This is a genomic window from Streptomyces resistomycificus (assembly GCF_001514265.1).
Lineage (GTDB): Bacteria > Actinomycetota > Actinomycetes > Streptomycetales > Streptomycetaceae > Streptomyces > Streptomyces resistomycificus.
Window position 1 is genome coordinate 75114 of record NZ_KQ948992.1, and the last position, 21083, is coordinate 96196.

At 71.1% G+C, this 21083-nt stretch carries 22 protein-coding genes; 14 read left to right on the forward strand and 8 right to left on the reverse strand.

The genetic code is table 11. The annotated features are described in order from the left end of the window. The first annotated feature begins 217 nt into the window (after window positions 1-217). From AQJ84_RS18560 to ygfZ, 3 genes are read left to right on the forward strand one after another with little or no spacing between them, the layout of a single operon-like run. Window positions 218-793 (forward strand): FABP family protein, encoded by a 576-nt coding sequence (locus tag AQJ84_RS18560; protein WP_030044488.1) that lies wholly within the window; start codon window positions 218-220, stop codon window positions 791-793. A gap of 44 nt (window positions 794-837) precedes the next feature. Further along, window positions 838-1275, forward strand: a complete 438-nt coding sequence (locus tag AQJ84_RS18565; protein ID WP_030044487.1) for a Fur family transcriptional regulator — start codon at window positions 838-840, stop codon at window positions 1273-1275. Window positions 1276-1285: 10 nt separating this feature from the next. Beyond that, the gene (ygfZ, locus tag AQJ84_RS18570) at window positions 1286-2251 is read left to right on the forward strand and encodes a CAF17-like 4Fe-4S cluster assembly/insertion protein YgfZ (protein WP_030044486.1); all 966 of its coding nucleotides are present in this window, start codon (window positions 1286-1288) and stop codon (window positions 2249-2251) included. A gap of 4 nt (window positions 2252-2255) precedes the next feature. On the opposite strand, the gene dtd is transcribed toward ygfZ, so the two are convergent. Beyond that, complete coding sequence (dtd, locus tag AQJ84_RS18575) at window positions 2256-2681, reverse strand: D-aminoacyl-tRNA deacylase (RefSeq protein WP_030044485.1); 426 nt, start codon at window positions 2679-2681, stop codon at window positions 2256-2258. 157 nt (window positions 2682-2838) lie between these two features. Between dtd and AQJ84_RS18580 the strand changes: the two genes are divergently transcribed. The 3 genes from AQJ84_RS18580 to AQJ84_RS18590 all read left to right on the forward strand — a co-directional run bounded on the left by AQJ84_RS18580 (window position 2839) and on the right by AQJ84_RS18590 (window position 5820). Then, window positions 2839-3432 (forward strand): RsiG family protein, encoded by a 594-nt coding sequence (locus AQJ84_RS18580; protein WP_037804441.1) that lies wholly within the window; start codon window positions 2839-2841, stop codon window positions 3430-3432. Window positions 3433-3503: 71 nt separating this feature from the next. Next, window positions 3504-4457: an asparaginase gene (locus tag AQJ84_RS18585; RefSeq protein WP_053192088.1), complete on the forward strand. Its 954-nt coding sequence runs from the start codon at window positions 3504-3506 to the stop codon at window positions 4455-4457. 100 nt (window positions 4458-4557) lie between these two features. Further along, window positions 4558-5820: a GNAT family N-acetyltransferase gene (locus AQJ84_RS18590; RefSeq protein ID WP_030044481.1), complete on the forward strand. Its 1263-nt coding sequence runs from the start codon at window positions 4558-4560 to the stop codon at window positions 5818-5820. A 278-nt stretch (window positions 5821-6098) separates the two neighbouring features. Here AQJ84_RS18590 and AQJ84_RS18595 read toward each other — a convergent pair whose 3' ends face one another. After that, entirely contained in the window at window positions 6099-6284 is a 186-nt protein-coding gene (locus tag AQJ84_RS18595) for a hypothetical protein (protein WP_030044480.1), read from the reverse strand. Between the two features lie 188 nt (window positions 6285-6472). Here AQJ84_RS18595 and AQJ84_RS18600 point away from each other — a divergent pair, with 188 nt between their 5' ends. Next, window positions 6473-7390 (forward strand): winged helix-turn-helix domain-containing protein, encoded by a 918-nt coding sequence (locus AQJ84_RS18600; protein ID WP_078632376.1) that lies wholly within the window; start codon window positions 6473-6475, stop codon window positions 7388-7390. A gap of 53 nt (window positions 7391-7443) precedes the next feature. Here the strand turns inward: AQJ84_RS18600 and AQJ84_RS18605 are convergent, their stop codons facing one another. Continuing rightward, the gene (locus tag AQJ84_RS18605) at window positions 7444-7632 is read right to left on the reverse strand and encodes a hypothetical protein (RefSeq protein WP_030044478.1); all 189 of its coding nucleotides are present in this window, start codon (window positions 7630-7632) and stop codon (window positions 7444-7446) included. A gap of 211 nt (window positions 7633-7843) precedes the next feature. Between AQJ84_RS18605 and AQJ84_RS18610 the strand changes: the two genes are divergently transcribed. The 7 genes from AQJ84_RS18610 to AQJ84_RS18640 all read left to right on the forward strand — a co-directional run bounded on the left by AQJ84_RS18610 (window position 7844) and on the right by AQJ84_RS18640 (window position 15507). Beyond that, complete coding sequence (locus AQJ84_RS18610) at window positions 7844-8719, forward strand: winged helix-turn-helix domain-containing protein (RefSeq protein WP_053190344.1); 876 nt, start codon at window positions 7844-7846, stop codon at window positions 8717-8719. A gap of 24 nt (window positions 8720-8743) precedes the next feature. Next, window positions 8744-9601, forward strand: a complete 858-nt coding sequence (locus tag AQJ84_RS18615; protein ID WP_059198842.1) for a GntR family transcriptional regulator — start codon at window positions 8744-8746, stop codon at window positions 9599-9601. After that, window positions 9598-10344 carry an HAD family hydrolase gene (locus AQJ84_RS18620; protein ID WP_225877437.1) on the forward strand — a complete coding sequence of 249 codons (747 nt, stop codon included), beginning with the start codon at window positions 9598-9600 and terminating at the stop codon, window positions 10342-10344. The genes AQJ84_RS18615 and AQJ84_RS18620 overlap by 4 nt, the downstream gene beginning before the upstream one ends. 196 nt (window positions 10345-10540) lie before the next feature. Continuing rightward, window positions 10541-11866 carry a phosphotransferase family protein gene (locus AQJ84_RS18625; RefSeq protein ID WP_225877436.1) on the forward strand — a complete coding sequence of 442 codons (1326 nt, stop codon included), beginning with the start codon at window positions 10541-10543 and terminating at the stop codon, window positions 11864-11866. A 223-nt stretch (window positions 11867-12089) separates the two neighbouring features. After that, on the forward strand, window positions 12090-12707 hold the full coding sequence (locus AQJ84_RS18630) for a TetR/AcrR family transcriptional regulator (RefSeq protein WP_030044473.1): 618 nt from the start codon (window positions 12090-12092) through the stop codon (window positions 12705-12707). A 71-nt stretch (window positions 12708-12778) separates the two neighbouring features. Beyond that, window positions 12779-14851, forward strand: coding sequence for a HelD family protein (locus AQJ84_RS18635; protein ID WP_053190341.1), 2073 nt, complete (start codon window positions 12779-12781; stop codon window positions 14849-14851). A 92-nt stretch (window positions 14852-14943) separates the two neighbouring features. Further along, window positions 14944-15507, forward strand: coding sequence for an HAD domain-containing protein (locus tag AQJ84_RS18640; protein WP_053190345.1), 564 nt, complete (start codon window positions 14944-14946; stop codon window positions 15505-15507). A gap of 266 nt (window positions 15508-15773) precedes the next feature. On the opposite strand, the gene AQJ84_RS18645 is transcribed toward AQJ84_RS18640, so the two are convergent. The 5 genes from AQJ84_RS18645 to AQJ84_RS18665 form a co-directional block, all read right to left on the reverse strand. Then, window positions 15774-16559, reverse strand: a complete 786-nt coding sequence (locus AQJ84_RS18645; RefSeq protein ID WP_030044468.1) for an ABC transporter permease — start codon at window positions 16557-16559, stop codon at window positions 15774-15776. Further along, on the reverse strand, window positions 16556-17521 hold the full coding sequence (locus AQJ84_RS18650; protein WP_030044467.1) for a daunorubicin resistance protein DrrA family ABC transporter ATP-binding protein: 966 nt from the start codon (window positions 17519-17521) through the stop codon (window positions 16556-16558). The genes AQJ84_RS18645 and AQJ84_RS18650 overlap by 4 nt, the downstream gene beginning before the upstream one ends. 40 nt (window positions 17522-17561) lie before the next feature. Then, on the reverse strand, window positions 17562-18236 hold the full coding sequence (locus tag AQJ84_RS18655) for a DUF4097 family beta strand repeat-containing protein (RefSeq protein ID WP_059198843.1): 675 nt from the start codon (window positions 18234-18236) through the stop codon (window positions 17562-17564). Between the two features lie 224 nt (window positions 18237-18460). Beyond that, on the reverse strand, window positions 18461-19399 hold the full coding sequence (locus AQJ84_RS18660) for a sigma-70 family RNA polymerase sigma factor (RefSeq protein ID WP_030043478.1): 939 nt from the start codon (window positions 19397-19399) through the stop codon (window positions 18461-18463). Window positions 19400-19409: 10 nt separating this feature from the next. Continuing rightward, the gene (locus tag AQJ84_RS18665; protein ID WP_030043479.1) at window positions 19410-20600 is read right to left on the reverse strand and encodes an NAD(P)/FAD-dependent oxidoreductase; all 1191 of its coding nucleotides are present in this window, start codon (window positions 20598-20600) and stop codon (window positions 19410-19412) included. Window positions 20601-21083 lie beyond the last annotated feature (483 nt).

A 21083-nucleotide genomic window follows, 5' to 3' on the forward strand; every position in this document is an offset into this window, starting at 1 on the left:
AGAGAGCCGGGACCCGGCCGCGTAAGCTGGGGCCCGGCTCTTGTGTACTGCCAGTGTGTACCGCAACCCCACGATCGTCCGAGGAGCACTCCGTGCTTGAGGTTTTCTTCGAAGCCCTGCTGGTCCTGGTCTGCGTCGGCGTGCTCGCCTTCGCCGGGCTGACCGTGAAGAAGCTGTACCAGGGCCAGCGCTGACCCACGTCTAGGAACTGCTGCTCATGATCGAGATCCCGTCCGACCTCCACAAGGACCTCGTCCCGCTCGTCTTCCTGCTCGGTAACTGGGCGGGCGCGGGCGTGCACGACTTCCCCGGCTCCGAGAAGTGCAACTTCGGGCAGGAGGTCTCCTTCACCCACGACGGCCGGGACTTCCTGGAGTACCACTCCCACACCTGGGTGCTGGACGGCGACGGCAACAAGGTCCGGCCGCTGGAGTCCGAGTCCGGCTACTGGAGGATCGACGCCGACCGCAAGGTCGAGGTCACCATGGTCCGCAACGACGGCGTCGTCGAGATCTGGTACGGCGAGCTGGCGGCCAAGACGCCCCAGATCGACCTGGTCACGGACGCCGTCGCGCGCACCGCCTCCTCCGGCCCCTACTCCGGCGGCAAGCGCCTGTACGGCTACGTCAACAGCGACCTCATGTGGGTCGGCGAGAAGCAGACCCCCGAGGTCGAGCTGCGCCCCTACATGTCGGCCCAGCTCAAGAAGGTCGTCACCCCCGAGGACGTCGAACGCTGGGCGAAGGCCCTCCCGGACGACATGCCGGACGACGGCATCGCGTTCTTCAAGTGAGGCGGCCGCCCCCTGTCGGCTGACGTGGTTCTAGACTCGTTGGTGTGGTGAGCACCGACTGGAAGAGCGACCTCAGGCAGCGCGGCTACCGGCTGACGCCTCAGCGGCAGCTTGTCCTCGAAGCTGTCGACACCCTCGAGCACGCGACCCCCGACGACATCCTCGCCGAAGTGCGGAAGACGGCGTCGGGGGTCAACATCTCCACCGTGTACCGGACCCTGGAGCTCCTGGAGGAGCTCGGGCTGGTCAGCCACGCCCACCTCGGGCACGGCGCGCCCACCTATCACCTGGCCGACCGGCACCACCACATCCACCTCGTCTGCCGTGACTGCACGAACGTGATCGAGGCGGACGTCTCGGTGGCCGCCGAGTTCACCGCGAAGCTCCGCAAGGAGTTCGGCTTCGACACGGACATGAAGCACTTCGCGATCTTCGGCCGGTGCAAGGACTGTTCCCTGAAGAGTTCAACTACCGAGTCGTAGGCTTAGGCATATGAAAAGCCCTCTGCTGTCCCTGTCCGGCGCCGTCCCCGCCGAAGGCGTGGACGAAGGCGTCGCCGCCCACTACGGCGACCTGTTCCGCGAACAGCGCGCCCTCGCCGACGGCACCGGTTTCGTCGACCTCTCGCACCGCGGGGTGGTCACCGTCACCGGCGAGGACCGGCTGAGCTGGCTGCACCTGCTGCTCACCCAGCACGTCAGCGACCTCCCCGCGGGGCAGGCCACCGAGGCTCTGATCCTCTCCGCGCACGGCCACATCGAGCACGCCCTGTACCTGGTGGACGACGGGGAGACGGTCTGGGCGCACGTCGAGCCGGGCACCCAGGACGCGCTGGTCGCGTACCTGGAGTCGATGAAGTTCTTCAACCGGGTCGAAGTCGCCGACCGGACGGCCGAGTTCGCGGTCGTGCACCTGCCCGCCGGTTCGATCGCCGAGGTGCCCGAGGGCGTCGCGATCCGTGAGACGCCGTACGGCCGTGATCTCTTCCTCCCGCGCGCCGACCTGGAGTCGTACGCCGGGAAGACGGGCCCCGCGGCCGGGATCCTCGCCTACGAGGCGCTGCGCGTCGAGCGCCACCGGCCCCGTCTCGGCTTCGAGACCGACCACCGCACGATCCCCCACGAGCTGGGCTGGATCGGCAGCGCGGTGCACCTGCAGAAGGGCTGCTACCGCGGGCAGGAGACGGTGGCCCGGGTGCAGAACCTCGGCAAGCCGCCGCGGCGGCTGGTCTTCCTCCACCTGGACGGCAGCGAGGTCCACCTGCCCCCGGCCGGCACGGACATCCGCCTCGCCGACGAGGGCCCCGACGGCCGCAAGATCGGCTTCATCACGACGTCGGTACGCCACCACGAGCTGGGCCCGGTCGCCCTCGCGCTGGTCAAGCGCAACGTGGCGGTGGACGCGCGACTGATCGCCGACACGACGGCCGCGGCCCAGGAAGTCGTCGTCGAGCCGTGACGCCCTAGATCTCGACCAGCACGGTGAACGGGCCGTCGTTCGTCAGCGACACCCGCATCTTCGCGCCGAACCGGCCCGTCTCCACCGTCGCGCCCAGCGAGCGCAGTTGGGCGACCACCTCGTCGACGAGCGGCTCGGCGACGTCGCCGGGGGCGGCCGCGTTCCAGGTGGGGCGGCGGCCCTTGCGGGCGTCGCCGTAGAGGGTGAACTGGCTGATGACGAGGAGCGGGGCGTCGATGTCGCTGCACGACCTCTCGTCGTCCAGCATCCGGATCGACCAGAGTTTGCGGGCGAGTTGGGCCGCCTTCTCCTTGGTGTCCTCGTGCGTCACGCCGACCAGGACGCACAGCCCCTCGCCGCTGATCTCGCCGACCGTCTCGCCGTCCACGACGACGCTCGCGCCGTCCACCCTCTGCACCACTGCACGCATACGACCATCATGCCGGGCGGCCGGACGTGCTCCGCACGGGCCTTCTTTTTTGCTCTTAACCGGCCATCTGGGGCCGATCGGGGGCACTCGGTCACATAGCGGCCACTGAGGGTGGCACGATGCTCCCACTAGCGGGTCGAGGGGACGGTAGAGGCACATGAGCACACCGAGTACCGAGGGGCGGCTGGGAACACAGCGGCCTCCCGTGCAGCGCACGGGCAGCCCGCCGCTGCCCGCTGACCCGTCCGAGCACGACCTGGCCGTGCTCAGCCTGCCCGAGCTCCGCGTCCTGCGCCGGGACGCGCAGCAGGACGAGGCCGACCTCAGCTACGTCCGGCGGCTGCTCCAGGGGCGTATCGACATCCTGCGGGCGGAACTCGCCCGGCGTTCTCCCACGGGGTCGGCCGCCGTCCCGGCCGTGGGGGAGGGCTCCGTGGTCGCGCGGCTCCCGGAGATCCTCACCGACGCCCCGGCCCGGCACCGCTCCTCCGCCCGCCATGTGACGCTGGGCACTCCGCACAGCGAGGAGTACCGGCTGCTGGCCGCCGAGATGCTCGCCGAGGTCGAGCTGTCGGACCTTCAGGCGCGCACCGACCTGGAGCTGAACACCGCGATGAGCCGGCTGGTGCGGTACGAGCAGCAGGTGTCCCGGCGCCGGCAGCGGCTGCAGCGCACGGCCGACGACAGCAGCGCGGAGATCGCCCGCAGGTACCGTGAAGGGGAAGCACAAGTCGACGACCTGCTCACCTGAGGCGGCGGCCGTACCGGCGATCCCGGGGCCCGCCGTCGGGCGGGTCCCCCCTCACCGGAAGGCCACCGCCGATGTCCGTCTCCTCGATACCGCCCGTCCTCGCCGAGGTCGTCCGCTCCGGGTTCGTCGAAGGGCGGCACCGGGGCAGTCTGGTCGTACTGGACGCGGACGGCGCGGTGGAGCTGGCGCTCGGCGACGTGACGTCCCCGGTCTTCCCGCGCTCCTCCAACAAGCCGATGCAGGCGGCGGGCGTCCTGCGGGCGGGCCTCGACCTGGCGGGCGAGCGGCTGGCACTGGCCGCGGCCAGCCACTCAGGGGAGTCCTTCCACCGTGACCTGGTCCAGAAGATGCTGGACGAGTACGGCCTGGACGCCTCCCGACTCCAGTGCCCGCCCGACCTTCCGCTGGACGCCGAGGAGCGCGAGACGTACCTCGCCGCGGGCGCCGTACGCGACCGGGTGACCATGAACTGCTCCGGCAAGCACACGGTGATGCTGGCGGTGTCCGCGCTGCGGGAGTGGCCGCTGGACTCCTACCTGGACCCCGGGCACCCCCTGCAGCGGATCATCCACGAGGTGGTCGAGGAGGCGGCGGGCGAGCCGGTCGCCGCCGTCGGTACGGACGGCTGCGGGGCGCCGCTGATGGCGATCGGCCTCACCGGCCTGGCCCGCGCCTACCGCACCTTCGTCCTGGCCGCCCCCGGCTCCGCCGAACGCCGGGTCGCCGACGCCATGCGCGCCCACCCCGAGTACGTCGCCGGCTCCCGCCGCCCCGACACCTGGCTGATGCGCGAGGTCCCCGGCGCCCTGTCCAAGATGGGCGCGGAGGCGGTCCAGGCTCTCGCCCTGCCGGACGGACGTTCCCTCGCCTTCAAGGTGGAGGACGGCGGGGGCCGGGCCCTGGGGCCGGTGCTCGCGCGGGCGCTGGAGCTGATGGGAGTGGACGCGCCGGTCGTGGGGCGGATCGGGCGGGCACCACTGGAGGGCGGGGGGCGGGTCGTGGGGGAGATCCGGGCGGCCTTCTGAGGGGCGGGCCAGGGCGAGCGGGCGGCGGAGGCGGGGATTTCCACGGCGGGGGCGGGGAATTCCCCGCGACACTGAGTCGCCGCCCGCCTACCGTGACCCCATGACCGACCCGAGCCGCCCCGACATCGACGTCCGCCCGATCACCGAGGCCGAGTTCCCCGACTGGATCCGCGCGGTGAACGCCGGCTTCCTGCGTGAGCCCGTCGTCACCGAGTCCGAACTGGAGGCGCGCCGCGTCCAGTTCGCGCTGGGCGGCCGTTACCTCGGCGCCTTCGACAACGGCCGCTGCGTGGCGACCTTCAAGTCCTTCGCCCAGGAGGTCACCGCCGTCGGCGGCGCGGCCGTCCCCGCCAACGCCGTCACCGGGGTCACCGTCACGTCCACCCACCGCCGCCGCGGCCTGCTCCGCCGCATGATGACGCGGGACCTCACGGCCGCGAGGGAACGCGGTGACGTCGTCGCCACCCTGATCGCCGCCGAGTACCAGATCTACGGCCGCTACGGCTTCGGCCCCGCCACCTGGATGACCGAGTGGACGGTCGACGTGCCGCGCACCGGCCTGGACCACCGCCGTTCCGGCGCCCCGGACGACGGCGGCCGTATCGACCTCGTGGACGGCGAGGAGGTCCGCAAGCTCGGACCCGAGCTCCATGAGCGGGTCCGCCGGGCCCAGCCCGGCGCGGTCAGCCGCGACGAGCTGTGGTGGCGTATCAACACCGGTGTGCTGCTCTTCGAGAAGTCGTGGACCGAGCCCTTCCACGCGGTGTACCGCTCGCCGGGCGGCCAGGTCGAGGGCATGGTCGCGTACACGGCCGACGACGACTGGCGGGGCAAGCAGCCGCACGACACGGTGTCCGTGAAGTGGCTGCTGGCGGAGACCCCGGCCGCGGAGCGTGCCCTGTGGCGCTATCTCTGCTCGGTCGACTGGGTCACACAGGTCAAGAGCGGCTGGCGGGCCCCCGACGACCTGCTCCCGTTCCTCCTGCCCAACCCCCGGGCCGCGACGGCCACCACGCAGGGCGACTGGCTGTGGGTGCGGATCCTGGACGTCGTACGGGCGCTCGAGGCGCGGACGTACGCGGGTGAGGGCTCGCTCGTGCTGGAGGTGGCCGACCGGGACGGGTTGGCCGGCGGGCGGTACCTGCTGGAGGCCTCGGCGCGGGGCGGGTCCTGTGCGCCGACGCGGCGGACCGCCGACCTCACGCTGGACGTCGCCGACCTGGCCACCCTGTGGCTGGGCGACGAGTCCGCGGTGCGGCTGGCGGCGCTGGGGCGGGTGCGGGAAGAACGAGCGGGCGCCGCCCGGTCGGCCGACGCCCTGCTGCGTACGTCCAGGCGGCCTTGGTGCCCGGACATGTTCTGAGACCTCCTTGCTGACGACGACAGTGCGGGTGGGTGGTGCTTGGTGCTTGGTGCTTGGTGCTTGGTGCTTGGTGTTGCCGGTGGTGCCTGCTGCCTGCTCTGTATCCGTGGTGAGCTGTTGAGTTGTGGCTGTGCGGTATCCGTAGCGAGCTCTTCAGTTGTGGCTGTGCGGTATCCGTAGCGAACTGTTGAGTTGTGGCTGTGCCGGGTGTTGCCGGTGTTCAGTTGTGGCTGTGCGAACCGACCAGGCTCCCGGCTCCCCTCCGGAAGGGAGCCCGGTCAGCCGGACTGGGCGAGCAGCATCACGAGGATGACCGCACCGATGCCACCGATCGCGACGTTCTTGGCCTTGATGCCGACGGTCAGGGCGACGAAGGCGACGATGCCCATCGCGCCCCACTTCCACTGGACGAGTGCTTCGAAGCCGACGGCGAGGGCGGCGATGACGAGGGCGATGAGTGGCATGGCGGTCCCCCTTGGGACGGTCCCTTTCGGGACGGTGGCCCCTGTCGGTCGCCTTGATGGCCAACCTTGCGGAAGCTTGACCATGTTGCTCAAGTTGGCGACCAACTTCACTGTACTTCTCTCCACTTGGAAGCGACTCATAACCACCTTCCCTTGAACTGCCCAAAGATGGCGGGAAGTTGTAGTGTTTGGTTGTGGACCCGAAACACCCGGCCGTCAATGGGCGGAAGAGGTCACAACGGCCACACACGACACATCACGAGGTGGCCGACGAGCTGCGTGCCCGGATCCGGTCCGGGGCACTGCGGCCGGGCCAGCGCATGCCCACGCAGGCCAGGCTGGCCGACGAGTTCGGGGTCGAGCGGGGGGTCGTACGGCAGGCGCTGCACATCCTGCAGTCAGAGCGCCTGCTGACCAACGTTTCCAAGGGAAGTCCGGCGACCGTGGCTCCCGACCTGGGGCTCGGCCCTGCGTCGACCGGTCCCGGGGCGCCGCCGCAGCCCACCACCGTGGCGCTCGCCCCGCGTATCGCGACCGCCTTCGCGGCCCCGCACGTCGAGATCGACGCCCTGTGCCTGACCGCGGTCTCCCTCACGCTCGCCATCGGCGAACCGCTGCGCCAGATCCACGCCGGACAGCTGAAACCGGCCAAGATCGACGTCCGTGTGCTGCTGCCGAGCCGGGACATCGACCTCGCCTTCCCGGTCCCGGTGCGGGGGCACGGCGAGGGCGCCCCGGTCCATGAACGCTGGCTGGCCCAGCGCAACGCCCAGGGTCAGGTGCTGAAGCACAACCTGCTGACCCTGCGTGCCACCCACGGCATCGACGTGCACGTGTCCTTCCGCGCCCTGCCCTTCACCCCGCCGGTGAAGCTGTACCTCCTCAACGGCTCGGAGGCGCTCTTCGCGTACTACACGCTGACGCGCCGCGCGGCGGAGTTCGACCACGAGCGGCTGGAGATGTACGACGCCGTGGGCACCCGGTCGATGCTGTTCGCCTTCGCCCAGGGCGGCGACCTGCGCGACACCACCTTCGTGGAGCAGTCCCACCTGTGGTTCAACGCACTGTGGGAGACGATCAGTTCGGAGCTGCTGCTCACGAGCTGACGTCTCCCACGGGAGTGGACGGGCACCGGTTTCCCTGCGAGGACACCGGTCGGTCACAGGGCGGGCCTCGCGACCAGCAGTGCGAGGATGACCGCCCCGGTGGAGCTCACGGCCGGGCTCTTGGCCTTGATGCCTATGGTGATCAGCAGCAGGCCGATGAAGCCGGCGGCGCCGTACTTCCACTGGATGGTCTGCTCGACGCCGACGACGAACACGGCTGCGATGAGGGCGAGGACGGGCACGGTGGGTTCCCCCTTCGGGCTTCCGGGCGGGCTTCCGGGCGGGACGGGCGGTGGGGGGTCGCGGATCGGTCGTGGGCCGGACAATCAGGAGGCAAAACTTCCGCCAACTCAACCAAGTTGGCAACCAACTCTGGTTATGTTGTCCCCACTTGGCAGCTATCCATAAACAACTTCCAAACAACTCCCCATAGATGGATCCGAGTTGTAGCGTTTGGTCGTGACCCAGGAGAACGTGGCAGTGAACGGCAGCAGAAAGCTCTCCGCCCAGGAGATCGCCGACGCTCTGCGTGAACGCATCCGCGCCGGGGAGCTCAAGGCGGGGGACCGGCTGCCCACCCAGGCCGAACTCGCCGAGCAGTTCGACGTGGAACGCGGCACCGTGCGCCAGGCACTGCGCGTCCTCCAGGAAGACGGGTTGCTCAGCAACGTCAGCAAGGGGAGCCCGCCGCGGATCGCCGAACCGGCCCACGCCACGGACGAACCCCAGCCCGCGATGGTGGCACTGGCGCCCCGGCTGGCCGAGGCCTTCTCCGCGCCCCAGGTGCGGATCGACGCGGTGTGCCTGACGGCGGAGACGCTGATGATGGGGCTCAGCGAACCCCTCCGGCTCGTCCACCAGGGCCGCGTACGCCCCGAGTCGATCGAGGTCCGCATCCTGCTGCCCTCCCGGGAGATCGACCTCGCCTTCCCCGTCCAGGTCGACGGCGGTGACGACAACCTGGTCCACCAACGCTGGCTGGAGCAGCGCAACGCCCAGGGTCAGGTCCTGCGGCACAACCTCCGCTCGCTGCGCTCCTCGCACGGCATCGACGTCTCCGTCACGTTCCGCGCCCTGCCCCTGACCCCGCCGGTGAAGCTGTACCTCCTGAACGGCGTGGAGGCGCTCATGGCGTACTACATGGTCACGCGCCGCGAAGAGTCCTCGGACAGCGGGACGATCGACATGTACGACGTCAAGGCCAGCGAGTCGCTCCTCTTCTCCTTCGAGAAGGGGAGCAGCCCGCGGGACAGCGAGTTCGTCGAGGAGTCCCAGAAATGGTTCGAGGCACTTTGGGAAACAATCACCACGGACCTGACCCTCACCTGATTGGTGTCCCGGGAGAACGTGGCAGTGAACGGCAGCAGAAAACCCTCGTACCAGGACATCGCCGACGTCCTGCGTGAACGCATCCGCGCCGGGGAGCTCAAGGCGGGAGACCGGCTGCCCACCCAGGCCGAACTCGCCGACGAGTTCGACGTGGAACGCGGCACCGTGCGCCAGGCACTGCGCGTCCTCCAGGAGGACGGACTGCTCACCAACGTGAGCAAGGGCAGCCCGCCCACGGTGGCCGTCCCGAAGGCGGAGCCGCGGCAGCCGCAGGCCGCCCGGGTGGTGCTGGCCTCCTATCTGGAGGAGGCGTTCCAGTCCACCCGGGTGCGGATCGACACCGTCGGCTTCACGGCCGAGACCCTGCTGTGGGCGCTGGTGGAGATGCGCACGCTCGTGGCCGCCGGGGGGACGCGGGCCGGTTCGGTGGAGGTGCGGTGTCTGCTGCCGGGCCTCGACGCCGACCTGTCCTATCCGGTGCCGGTGGACCGGCCGGACCTCACGGAGAAGATCCAGGCGGAGCTGAAGGGGCAGATCAGGACCCAGAAGACCAACATGGAGAGCCACCTCGGCAAGCTGCGGCGGGACCACGGTATCGACGCGACCGTGGAGTTCCGCTGGCTGCCGTTCGTCCCTCCCGTGAAGCACTACGTACTGAACGGCGCGCTGGTCCTGCAGGGCTACTACACGGTCGGCAGGTACCCCTACGAGCTGCCCGACGGCACCGAGATCGAGGTCGAGGACGTGCGGGGGCTCGACTCCCCGTTGTTCGAGTTCAGGGACGACAGAGGAGGTCAGGAGGCCGAGTTCGTGCGGGGGACGAAGAATTGGTTCGATGCCCTCTGGGAATCGAAGGCTCCTCGAACGACACTCAGCACGTGACTGCTGAGACTGGACGGACCGATCTGGTGACGCGAGAGGCCAAGGAGCTTCGGGAGCTGGTGGCGCGCACGCGGCACGTCCTCTTCGACTTCGACGGGCCGATCTGCCGTCTGTTCGCGGGGTATCCGGCCAAGGACATAGCCCGAGCCCAGGTGGAGTGGCTGGACAGCAGCGGGCGCGGCGCGGTCCTCACCGAGGAGGAACGTTTCAGTCCGGACCCGCACGGCACGCTGAGCGCGCTCGCCGAACGCCACCCCGGCACCGATCTGGTGGCAGAGCTCGAGGAACGCCTCACCTGGCACGAGCTGCGGGCGGCCAAGAAGGCGAGACCGACGCCGTACGCGGACCCGCTGATCCGGACCTGGGTGGCCGTCGGGGCGCGGCTGGCCATCGTCACCAACAACTCGGCGCGCACGGTCACCGCGTACCTGCGGGACAGGGGTGTCTTCTCCTGCTTCCACCCCCATGTCTACGGCCGTACGCAGGACCTGAGCGTGCTCAAGCCGCACCCGAAGACCCTGATCCTCGCCCTGACGGCGATGGGAGCGGCGCCCGAGGCCTCGCTGATGATCGGTGACACACCGTCCGACCACCTCGCCGCCCGTGCCGCCGGCGTCGACTTCCTCGGCTACGCGCGTAACGAGGCCTCGGAGCTGCGCATGCTGGAGGCGGGGGTGCCCAGGGAGAGCATCATCGGCTCGCTGGAGCCCTTGCTGCACGCCGTGCGGCTGGCGCGTTCCTGAGTCTCCGTCCGCTCAGGCCGACGTCACGGCGAGGGCGGGCGCGCGCAACCACCCGGCGCGCGCAACCACCCTGAAAGCGTGCCGCATGCGGCACGGACGGGCGTCGGCCGGTCACCTTCCGCAAGTTCAGCAGGAAGGGCGTCCACATAATGGCTAAACGTGAGACGCGTCACCACGGTCGCGCTATATTCCGCGAGTGCGACCCCTCCTGCCCCACCGGGCTCATGAAGCACTGGTGCGCTTCTTCGCCAAGCGCCGGCGCCGGGCCCGCGGCGAGGTGGTGGTCGGCCACCACAACCAGAACCACATCGTGCCGCTGGGCCAGCCGCTCGCGTATCTGCTGGGCATGGAGTCCGGGCGGGTGCGCGCCAAGTTCCGGGTGCCCTACGAGACCGTCGAGGTCGTGCCCCGGGTGTGGCGGGAGTCCGACGTGCTGCGGGTGGTGAGCGAGCGGCTGAGCGATGTCCCGCGCTGTCTGGCGGACTTCGGAGAATGGTCACTGCACGCGTACGTCCCGGGAACCTCGCTGGCCGAGCGGAATCCGGACGGCCCGGTCGGAGAGGACCGGATGACGGTGCTGGCCGGGTTCTTCGCCGCGCTGGCGGGCGTACCCCGGGACGCCCTTCCCGAACGACCGGCCGACTGGCCTGACAGCGACAACCAGGCGTTCCTGCACCGGCTGGCCCGGTTCGCGGACGAGGAGGTCAACCAGCGCAACCGGCCCCGCTTCGGAGGGCTCTTCAAGGGGGTGGGGATCCCCGACGACGCCGTGGAGCGCTTCCTGGCGTCGGCGCCGCGGCTCGTCGCCCGCCCCTTCGCCCTGCTGCACACGGACCTCCACCGGGCCAACATCGTGGTGACGCACGCACCGGACGGCGAGCGGCTGTCCGTACTCGACTGGGAACTCAGCCTGTACGGCGACCCGTTGCACGACCTGGCGACGCACGTCGTCCGCATGGGCTACGACGAGGCGGAGCAGAAGCTCATGACCGAGCTGTGGGCCGAGGCGATGCGGCGGGAGGGACACGCCTCCCTGACCGCGGGCCTGGAGTCCGATCTCCCCGCCTACGTGCGGTTCGAGCATGTCCAGTCGGTGTTCCCCGACGTGATGCGAGCGGCCCTCGCGCTGCCGGAGGAGCCCTCGTCGGAGGACCTCCGCCAGGCCGCCGGCCGGGTGCGCCGGGCGCTGGACCGGATGTGGGCGGCGCTGGAGCCGGGCCGCGAACCCGAGGGCGAGCCCGTCGAGGAAACCGTGGTCGTCCAGGCCCTGCGCCGCTGGCACGCGGAGGACAGCGCGCGGCGGCTCGCCGACCGGAGCGGAGACGGCGGCGGCTGGTGCCCGGACGCGGACCGGCCGAAAGGGATCGCCGGGACACCGCGTCGAGGGCGCGACCGGAGGTCGGACCGGGGCCCTGCTCCGACGTGGGCGGCGGACCTCGGCCGGGGGTCGGAGGCGGTCCGCGAGGGATGGTCGCGGGTGGGCGAGCCCCTGGTGGAGGGCTTGGAGCGGAACGCCTGTTGACGTCCACGGTCCGAGGGGAGTCCGGCCGTCACCGGAGGGGGCCGGGGGCGTTCGCTTCGACTTCGACGGACCTGTGGGCCGGCCTCTTTCCCGACGGCTCCGAGAAGCCTGTCGCCGGACGGGCGGTCCCCGGTGCCTCCCGGCCCTGACGGTGGGACCTGCCGCGCGTCCTCGGTTCCGAGGTGGCCCTGACGCGCCGGCGCCGCGGCTACGCTTCCCAGCCATGAGCACCGGGAACGCGGCGGGCCTGCGCGAGCGCAAGAGGCAGCGGATGTACCAGGTTCTGTCGGACGTGGCGATCGGGCTGTTCCTGGAGAAGGGGTTCGACGCGGTGTCGGTCGCCGAGGTGGCCCCCGCGGCGGAGGTCTCGAAGCCGACGCTCTTCCGGTACTTCCCAGCGAAGGAGGACCTCGTCCTGTATCGGATCGCCGATCACGAGGAGGAGGCCGCGCGGGTGGTGGAGGGGGCGGAGGTGGCGCCCCTGGTGGCGCTGCGGCGGCACTTCCTCGACGGGCTGGAGCGGGGCGACCCGGTCACCGGGCTCAGCGACCATCCGCAGGTGCTCGCCTTCCACGCCCTGCTCTACGGGACGCCCTCGCTGGCGGCGCGGGTGTACGCCTACCAGGAACGGTCGGAGGCCGCGCTGGCGCGGGCGCTCGGCGGTGGACTGGAGGCGCGGCTGGCCGCGGGGCAGATCGTGGCCGTACGGCGGATCCTCGCGCTGGAGAACTGGCGGCGGATCGCGGAGGGGGAGCGGGTGGCGGACGTGCGCCCGGACGCGGTGGCCGCGGCGGAGCGGGCGTTCGGGGTGCTGGAGGCCGGGCTGCCGCAGCTGGCGTGAGGGCCGCCGTTCCAGCATGAGTCTCGGTAAAAAATTTAACTCGGTTACGTTATTCCGGTACGCTCGCTGGAATGACGTCACCCGACCCTTCCCTCCGTGACTCCCTCCGTCTCGAACGCGCCCACCACGACCGCTGCCGTACCGCCCTCGCCGCCATGGTCGACGGGGCCGTCGAACACGTCGTCACCGGCGAGGACGTCTCCGCCTCCGGCGCCGACGCCGAAGTGCTCGGGTACCGGCTGCGCAGCCGGGCCGAGGAGATGCGGGAGCTGCCCGAAGGACCCCTGTTCTTCGGGCGGCTGGACTTCGAGGGCGGTGAGCACGAAGGCCAGAGCTATCGCATCGGGCGGCTGCGGATCAGCGAGCACCCCGCCGCCCCGCCCCTCGTCGTCGACTGGCGCGCCCCCGTCTCCCGGGTCTTCTACCAGGCGAGCGCCGGTGATCCGCAGGGTGTCGCCGTGCGGCGGCGGTTCGGCTGGGCGCCGGGCAGCAGGGGCGAATCCACCGACCTGACCGGACTGGAGGACGAGCACCTCGGCCGGGGCGAGTCGCAGGTCAGCGAGATCGTCGCCCGCGAGATCGAACGGCCCCGCGTCGGCCCGATGCGGGACATCGCCGCGACCATCCAGCCCGAGCAGGACGATCTCGTACGAGGTGACCTGGCCGAGTCGGTGTGCGTGCAGGGCGCCCCGGGGACCGGGAAGACGGCCGTCGGACTGCACCGGGCCGCCTACCTGCTCTACACCCACCCGCAGCGCATCCGGCGCGGAGGCCTGCTGATCCTCGGGCCCAACCGGACCTTCCTGTCGTACATCGCGGCGGTCCTGCCGGCCCTCGGCGAGACGGGCGTACGGCAGTCGACGCTCCTGGAGGAGATCGCCCGGCATCCGGTCGGCGGCGTCGACGACGAGCGGACGGCCGTCGTCAAGCACGACGAACGGATGGCCGAGGTGCTGCGGCGGGCGCTGTACGCGCGCGTGCCGGCGGAGGCGACGACGGAGGCGGCGGGGGAGACACGGACGCGGCCGAAGACGCCGGCGAGTGGAGGGCTCACCCTGGCCGACGGGTCGTACCGGTGGCGGGTGCCGGCGCGCGAACTCGCGCGGATCGTGGCGGACGTCCGGGCCGAGGAGCCGCCGTACGGTGTCGGGCGGGAGCGGGTGCGCAGCCGGGTGGTGCGGAGTGTGCAACTCCAGGCGGAACGGCGGGCGGGGCCGCAGCCGAACGCCTGGGTGCAGCGGGTCTCACGGTCGCGGGTGGTCCGGGAGTACCTCGACGCCGTATGGCCGCGGGTGCGGCCGGAGGAGGTGGTGGCCGAACTCCTCAGCGACCGCGCGGTGCTGGCGGCGGCCGCCGAGGGCCTGCTGGACGCCGACGAACAGAAGGCGCTGCTGTGGGCGAGGTCGCCGCGGTCGTGGAAGTCGGCGCGCTGGTCGGCCGCCGACCTCGTCCTGCTCGACGAAGTCGCCGGGCTCGTGGAGCATCCTCAGGCGTACGGCCATCTCGTCGTCGACGAGGCGCAGGACCTCTCCCCGATGGAGTGCCGGGCGATCGCCCGCCGTGCTCCCTTCGGCTCCCTCACGGTCCTCGGCGACCTCGCCCAGGGGACCACGCCCTGGGCGGCCAGGACCTGGGACACGACCCTGCGCCACCTGGGCAGACCGGACGCGGTCGTGGTCGCGCTGACGACGGGCTTCCGGGTGCCGAAGGCCGTCGTGGCGCTCGCCAACCGGCTGCTGGCCCGCCTGGACGTGGACGTGCCGGCGGGGCGGTCGTCGCGCGGGGACGGGGAGCTGCGGATCAGGGAGGCGACCGACGTGCTCGACGCGGTCGTGGACGCCGTGCGGGACGCGTCGGCGCGCGAGGGGTCCGTCGGAGTCGTCGCGGCCGACGCGGACGTGGACCGGGTGCGGCGGGCGCTCGACGCGGCCGGGATCGAGACGGCGGGCCCGGACGCGCCGGCGGCCCGGGTGAGCGTCGTCCCCGCGACCCTCGTCAAGGGCCTCGAGTACGACCATGTCGTCGCCGTCGAGCCGGCCGCGATCGCGGCGGCGGAGGAACGCGGACTGCACCGGCTGTACGTGGTGCTCACGCGGGCGGTGTCCCGGCTGGAGGTGGTGCACGCGCGGCCGCTGCCGTTCTGAGGGCGAAAGGCCGGGCGGACGACGGAGTCCCCCGGTAGCGTCCTCGCCGTGATCACCGCCAGACCTTCGTCACGATGGGCGCGGGTGTCCTGATGCTGCTCTTCCTCGACGTCGACGGGACGCTGATTCCCTTCGGAGCGCCGCCGTACCCGGTGTACGAGGCTCCCGACCGGGTGCCCCCGGAGGAGGCCGCCGCGCATCCGCTGCTCAGCCGCGCCGACCCCGCGCTCGGTCCGCGGCTGGTGGCGCTGGGGTGCGAACTGCTGTGGGCCACGACGTGGATGGAGGACGCCAACCTCTGCCTCTCGCCCTGGCTCGGGCTGCCTCGGCTGCCGGTGGTGGACTGGCCGGAGGAGGAGGACCGGCCGGAGGAGGAAGCCGGTGTGGGGCCGCGCCGGGACCGGTACGCCGGTCCGAACGCCGGCTCGCCCGCCGCACCGCACTGGAAGACCCGGCACCTCCTCGACCGGGCGGCGGGCCGGCCCTTCGTCTGGCTGGACGACGAGATCACCGAAGCCGACCGGGTGTGGGTGGCCGCCCGGCACACCGCCCCGGCCCTCCTCCACCGGGTGGACCACCGGTACGGGCTCACCGACGCGGACTTCGCGGCCGTGTCCGCGTGGCTTCGGGTCAGCGGCGGCCCAGCAGCTCCGTGATCCGCGTGAGCCGTCCTCGCCGTGGGCCGTGGCCGAGTCCGGCCACCCGGCGGGCCTGGCGACCCTTGACGACCACCAGCCTCGGTCGCGCGCCCGGCGCTGCCAAGTACCCACTGAAGAAGGTGGGTACGGCTGACGTCCCGCCGGTGCTGGGAGGGCGGCAGGCCCCCGCACACGAACGGGGCGGCGTACGGCCGACGCGGTGTCGGAGTACGCCGCCCTGGGGCGGGACGAGGTGCGGGAGGCGGCCCGCGGTGTCATGACCGCTACTTCGGGTCGCTGTTGAACTTCGCGGCCGACCAGCGGTAGCCGAGGACGGCGAGGCCCAGGGACCAGGCGACGCTGATCCACCCGTTGTTGCCGATCTCGGTGCCGAGGAGCAGCCCGCGCAGGGTCTCGATGGCGGGCGTGAAGGGCTGGTACTCGGCGATCGGCTGGAACCAGCCCGGCATCGCGTCGACCGGAACGAAGGCGCTGGACAGCAGCGGCAGCAGGATCATCGGCATCGCGTTGTTGCTGGCGGCCTCGGCGTTGGGGCTGATCAGGCCCATGCCGACGGCGATCCAGGTGAGCGCCAGGGCGAAGAGCACGAGCAGTCCGAACGCCGCCAGCCACTCCAGGACGGTGGCGTCCGTGGAGCGGAAGCCGATGGCGACGGCGACGGCGCCGACGAGGACCACGCTGATGATGGCCTGCAGCACACTGCCGACGACGTGCCCGATGATCACGGAGCCGCGGTGGATGGCCATGGTGCGGAAGCGGGCGATGATGCCCTCGGTCATGTCGCCGGACACGGACACGGCGGTGCCGACGACGGTGGAACCGATGGTCATGAGCAGGATGCCGGGGACGATGTAGGCGATGTACGCCGAGCGGTCCGCGCCGCCGATCCCGGCGCTCATCGCGTCGCCGAAGATGTAGACGAAGAGCAGCAGCAGCATGATCGGTGTGAGCAGCAGGTTCAGGGTGAGGGAGGGGTAGCGGCGCGCGTGCAGGAGGTTGCGGCGCAGCATCGTGGAGGAGTCGCGCACGGCGAGGGAGAGGGAGCTCATCGGACGTTCTCCTTGGGCTGGTTGGGCTGGTGGGGGATGTCGGCGCCGCCGGTGAGGGCGAAGAACACGTCGTCGAGGTCGGGGGTGTGGACGGTCAGTTCGTCGGCCTCGATGTTGGCCACGGACAGCCAGTCGAGGATGGAGCGCAGTTCGCGCTGGCTGCCGTCGCTGGGGATCTGCAGCGCGAGTGCCTCGTCGTCGCGGGCGACCTCGCGCAGCGTGGACGCGGCGGACTGGTAGGCGGCCGGGTCGGTGAAGCGCAGCCGGACGTGTCCGCCGGGGATGAGTCGCTTGAGCTCGTCGGCGCTGCCTTCGGCGGCGATTTTGCCGTCGCTCAGGACCGCGATGCGGTCGGCGAGTTCGTCGGCCTCTTCCAGGTACTGGGTAGTGAGGAAGACGCTGACGCCGCCGGAGACCAACTGGCGGATGATGCCCCACATGTTGTGCCGGCTGCGCGGGTCGAGGCCGGTGGTGGGTTCGTCGAGGAAGATGATCCGCGGGTCGCCGACCAGGGTCATGGCGATGTCGAGGCGGCGCTTCATGCCGCCGGAGTAGGTGGAGGCGGGCTTCTTCGCGGCCTCGGTCAGGTCGAAGCGCTCCAGGAGTTCGGCGGCGACCCGGCGTCCCTCGGCACGGGGGAGGTGGTGCAGGTCGGCCATGAGGAGCATGTTCTCCTCGCCGGTGATCAGGCCGTCGACGGCGGAGAACTGCCCGGTGACACCGATCGCGGCGCGCACGGCCTGCGGGTCGGTGGCGAGGTCGTGGCCGCCGACGCGGATCTCACCGGCGTCGGCGGTGATGAGGGTGGAGAGGATCTTGACGGCGGTGGTCTTGCCGGCTCCGTTCGGCCCGAGCAGGGAGAAGACCGTGCCTTCGGGGACGCTCAGGTCGATCCCGTCGAGGACGACCTTGTCGCCGTAGGACTTGCGCAGCCCGTTCGCCGCGATGGCCAAGCTGGTCATGAGGGGTGCTCCTTCTTCAGGCTGCGGACGGGGATGTCGCTCAGAGGCTGCGGGCGGTGATGTCGCCGTAGGAGGTGGAGGCGTGGATGTTCAGGGCGGCGTCGGCGCCGTCGGCGTTCTTCAGCGCGTTGTTGATGCGGCCGTAGGTGGTGCCGGCGTCGAGGGTGGCGGAGACGCCGCGGGCGGCGCCGACGGACACCTCGCCGGACTCGGTGCGCAGGACGACCGTGCCGCGGGTGGCTTCGGTGATGCGGATGTCGCCCTTCTGGACGGTGATCTCGCCGGGGCCGCCCAGACGGCCGACGGTGATGTCGCCGGCGAGGAGGTTCAGGCGGGCGGCGGCGGCCTCGTCGACCTTGACCGAGCCCTGGGCGCCTTCGAAGGTGAGGTCGCCGAGGCGTCCGACGCCGCGGAACTCGCCGGCGGCGGTCTTGGCCTCGACGCGGGAGCCGGCCGGCAGCTGGACGGTCACCTCGACGGACCCGGACGAGGAACCGAGGATCCGGTTCTTGGCCGGCGTGGCCTCGATCCGCAGGACACCGTCGACGTACTCGACCGAGACCTGCTCGGCGGCCTTCACGTCGCGGTTCTTGGCGGCGTCGGCGGGCCGGATCTCGACGGTGGTGTCGGCCCGGTCGGCGGCGATGAACCGGATGTGTCCCGCGGGGATGTCCAGGACGGCAAGGACCGGGGCGGGGGTGTCGAACTTCTGCATGATGCTCTCCTTGGCTGCGCTGTTTCTGATGATGGAAACGCTACGTTGCATTCATAGGTCTGGCAACAAGCTCGTTGCGCAAGAAAGGCATCAGTGCAGGTGAGAGCATGGAATTCATTGCAATGGTTCTGAACATAACGCAACACCCCCATCCCGTTGCGTTGCAATGGAATGGGGGTGAACGCTACTGGGGGCTCAGGTCACCGGATGTGCGGCGGCTCTGGTCACCAGGCGGGGATGACCGGCGCGTCGGGTTCGTGCCGCCGCCAGGCCTCGTTGAGGCGCGTGAGCCGGTCCGCGGCGCCGATACCGCGCAGGGACGCGACCTTGCCGTCGCTGACTTCGAACGCCACGGCGCCCACGACCCGGCCGTCGATCACGGCGAGGACGGCCGGGGAGCCGTTGACCACCGCGATGTGCATCGCGGGCGAGCCGCCCGCCAGCCGCCGCTTCGCCGCCGTGGGCTTGAAGCCGGCGCGCACGAAGGACGCGACCCGCTCGCGGGTGTCGTGCCGCAACAGCCGCTTGCTCAGCCCGGCGCCGTCCGAGACCGCCGTCACGTCGTCGGTGAGCAGCGCCACCAGCCGTTCGGTGCGCCCCGACGTGGCGGCGGCGAGGAACTCCTCGACGACCCGGCGTGCGGACGCGGGGTCGGCCACGCCGCCGCGACGGCGCTCGGCGGCGACCCGGATCCGGGCCCGGTGGGCGTGCTGCTGGCTCGCGGACTCGGTGATGTCGAGGATCCCGGCGATCTCGGCGTGGCCGTAGGAGAAGGCCTCACGCAGGACGTAGACGGCCCGCTCGACCGGCGACAGGCGCTCCAGGAGGGTCAGTACGGCCAGGGACACCGATTCGCGCTGCTCGAAGGTGTCGGCCGGGCCGAGCATCGGGTCGCCCTCGAGGAGCGGTTCGGGCAACCAGGCACCGGCCGCTCGCTCGTGGCGCACCTGCGCGGAGCGGAGCCGGTCGAGGCAGAGGTTGGTGACGACCTTGGTCAGCCACGCCTCCGGTACCTCGACCCGTTCACGGTCCGTGGCCTGCCAGCGCAGGAACGTGTCCTGTACGGCGTCCTCAGCGTCGGCGGCCGAGCCGAGCAGACGGTATGCGAGCGAGGCCAGCCGGCCCCGGCTGGCCTCGAACCGATCGATGGCTGCACTGTCCATGCGGAACAACCTATGCGGCGGCCCTCACGCCGGCCCGGTCGAGCGCTGTGGTCAGGCGGCGCTTGCGCTTCGGCATGCCGAAGGTGGGGTGGGCGATGCCCCACCCCGCCCCCTTGAGCACGCCCGCCTTGAGCCGCGCGGCGGTCCGGCCGCCCAGGTACCAGGACTTCGCCCGGACGTCCCCGTCCACCATCTGGAAGATCGCGTCCCGCCGCCCGAGGCTGATGTGGTTGCCGTGGTACTTCAGCCCCGTGGCCGGGACCTCACTGCCCGTCAGACGCGCGATGATCGCGGCGGTCGCCTGCATGTTGGTGAAGCCGGCCGAGGCGCAGGACATCGGCAGCGGCCGGCCGTTCTCGCCGATCGCGTAGGCGCTGTCACCGGCGGCGTAGACGTCGGGGTGCGAGACCGAGCGCATGGTGCGGTCGACGACGATCTGGCCGGTCTCGGCGACCTCCAGGCCGCTGGCGGCCGCGATGGGGTGCACGGCGAACCCGGCCGACCACACGGTCACGTCGGCCGGGATGGAGGTGCCGTCGGCGGCGATCGCCCGGGTCGGCTCGACGGCCTCGATGCCGGTGTGCTCGTGAACGGTGACGCCGAGCCGGTCGAAGGCGCGGCGGAGGTGACGGCGGGCCTTCGGGGAGAGCCAGGCGCCCAGTTCGCCGCGGGCGGCCAGCGCGATGGAGAGGTCGGGCCGGGACTCGGCGAACTCGGTGGCGGTCTCGATGCCGGTCAGCCCCTCACCGACGACCAGCACGGTGCCGCCCTCGCCCAGGCCGGCCAGGCGCTCGCGCAGACGCAGCGCCGAGGACCGGCCGGTCACGTCGAAGGCGTACTCGGCCGCGCCGGGGACGCCGTGGTGGGCCACGGAGCTGCCGAGTGCGTAGAGAAGCGTGTCGTACGCGAGCTCGTCGTCGCCGTCCTCGCCGGTCACGGCGACGGTCCCGCGCTCGGGGTCGACGCCGGTGACGCGCGCCAGGCGCAGCCGCACCCCGGTGCCCGCGAACACGTCGGCGAGCCTGCGGGACGCGAGGTCCTGGCCGATCGCGAGCTGGTGGAGGCGCATCCGCTCGACGAAGTCGGGTACGGCGTTGACGACGGTGATCTCGGTGTCGGCGGGGGAGAGGCGGCGGGCCAGGTTGCCGGCGGCGAAGGCCCCGGCGTATCCGGCGCCGAGTACGACGATGCGGTGCTTCATGGCGTGCTCCTGTCTCGTTCGCGTGCTCCCTGAACGGGACGGCGCCTCGATTGCTGACAGGAGAAGAGTGTGACGTGAGTCACTTGCGAACTGCCGGTCGGTGGCGGTGTGTGACTGAGCACGATAGTTGTCGTCATTTCGCGTGCCGACCTGGCCTTTCTTGAGGCCCTGAGCGCGACATCTGTCGTCGGATTCGCATCGTTCCTGACGTGCTCAGCGCTCTTTGCAGCCAAGTTGTCGCCGACTTCGAAGATCGCCTCCGTGCCAGGAGGCAAATAGCTTCCCTTGGGGCATGAGCAAAACCGAGGGCGTATCTGGGTCGGCTGGCAATAAGGCTCCGTTTCCGTACGAGCTCGGTTCCCTGTGGTCCCCCCCGGTGTACATGGATGGAGTGCTGGTGCCCGTCTCGCTGGAAGCGGGGCGGGATGCCCTGGACCTGTCCGACGGCTGGGCGAACCGGTGGACCGCGACGTGGAGGTACGC

What these genes read in the sequence shown, in the direction of transcription:
- AQJ84_RS18560 (WP_030044488.1), top strand. Translation starts at nt 218, where the DNA reads ATGATCGAGATCCCGTCCGACCTCCACAAGGACCTCGTCCCGCTCGTC.
- ygfZ (WP_030044486.1), top strand. Translation starts at nt 1,286, where the DNA reads ATGAAAAGCCCTCTGCTGTCCCTGTCCGGCGCCGTCCCCGCCGAAGGC.
- dtd (WP_030044485.1), bottom strand. Translation starts at nt 2,681, where the DNA reads ATGCGTGCAGTGGTGCAGAGGGTGGACGGCGCGAGCGTCGTCGTGGAC.
- AQJ84_RS18580 (WP_037804441.1), top strand. Translation starts at nt 2,839, where the DNA reads ATGAGCACACCGAGTACCGAGGGGCGGCTGGGAACACAGCGGCCTCCC.
- AQJ84_RS18585 (WP_053192088.1), top strand. Translation starts at nt 3,504, where the DNA reads ATGTCCGTCTCCTCGATACCGCCCGTCCTCGCCGAGGTCGTCCGCTCC.
- AQJ84_RS18590 (WP_030044481.1), top strand. Translation starts at nt 4,558, where the DNA reads ATGACCGACCCGAGCCGCCCCGACATCGACGTCCGCCCGATCACCGAG.
- AQJ84_RS18595 (WP_030044480.1), bottom strand. Translation starts at nt 6,284, where the DNA reads ATGCCACTCATCGCCCTCGTCATCGCCGCCCTCGCCGTCGGCTTCGAA.
- AQJ84_RS18630 (WP_030044473.1), top strand. Translation starts at nt 12,090, where the DNA reads ATGAGCACCGGGAACGCGGCGGGCCTGCGCGAGCGCAAGAGGCAGCGG.
- AQJ84_RS18635 (WP_053190341.1), top strand. Translation starts at nt 12,779, where the DNA reads ATGACGTCACCCGACCCTTCCCTCCGTGACTCCCTCCGTCTCGAACGC.
- AQJ84_RS18640 (WP_053190345.1), top strand. Translation starts at nt 14,944, where the DNA reads ATGCTGCTCTTCCTCGACGTCGACGGGACGCTGATTCCCTTCGGAGCG.
- AQJ84_RS18645 (WP_030044468.1), bottom strand. Translation starts at nt 16,559, where the DNA reads ATGAGCTCCCTCTCCCTCGCCGTGCGCGACTCCTCCACGATGCTGCGC.
- AQJ84_RS18650 (WP_030044467.1), bottom strand. Translation starts at nt 17,521, where the DNA reads ATGACCAGCTTGGCCATCGCGGCGAACGGGCTGCGCAAGTCCTACGGC.
- AQJ84_RS18655 (WP_059198843.1), bottom strand. Translation starts at nt 18,236, where the DNA reads ATGCAGAAGTTCGACACCCCCGCCCCGGTCCTTGCCGTCCTGGACATC.
- AQJ84_RS18660 (WP_030043478.1), bottom strand. Translation starts at nt 19,399, where the DNA reads ATGGACAGTGCAGCCATCGATCGGTTCGAGGCCAGCCGGGGCCGGCTG.
- AQJ84_RS18665 (WP_030043479.1), bottom strand. Translation starts at nt 20,600, where the DNA reads ATGAAGCACCGCATCGTCGTACTCGGCGCCGGATACGCCGGGGCCTTC.